1 protein-coding gene is annotated in these 223 nt (G+C 63.2%); it reads left to right on the forward strand.

What is annotated here, in order from left to right:
• Positions 1–223, forward strand: a 223-nt coding sequence (locus tag WFH00_RS11870) for an ABC transporter permease (RefSeq protein ID WP_336661053.1), incomplete at both ends; no start/stop codon positions are given.

Genomic DNA, 223 nt, shown 5'->3' on the forward strand with positions numbered 1-223 from the left:
GGGCTCGATCCGAGACTCGAGCAAGCCTCTGCATCACTCGGGGCGGGGAGGCTGCGTACGTTCTTCAGCGTCGTGCTGCCCTTGATCGCGCCGGGCGTGACCGCGGGAGCCCTGTTCGCGTTCGTGACGTCGTTTGACGAGGTCATCCTGTCCCTGTTCATCCAGTCCCCATCGCTGCAGACGCTGCCCGTGAAGATCTTCAACAGCGTCACGCAAACCAACG

It is taken from the genome of Leucobacter sp. USHLN153, from assembly GCF_037145615.1.
In the GTDB taxonomy this organism is placed as follows: domain Bacteria; phylum Actinomycetota; class Actinomycetes; order Actinomycetales; family Microbacteriaceae; genus Leucobacter.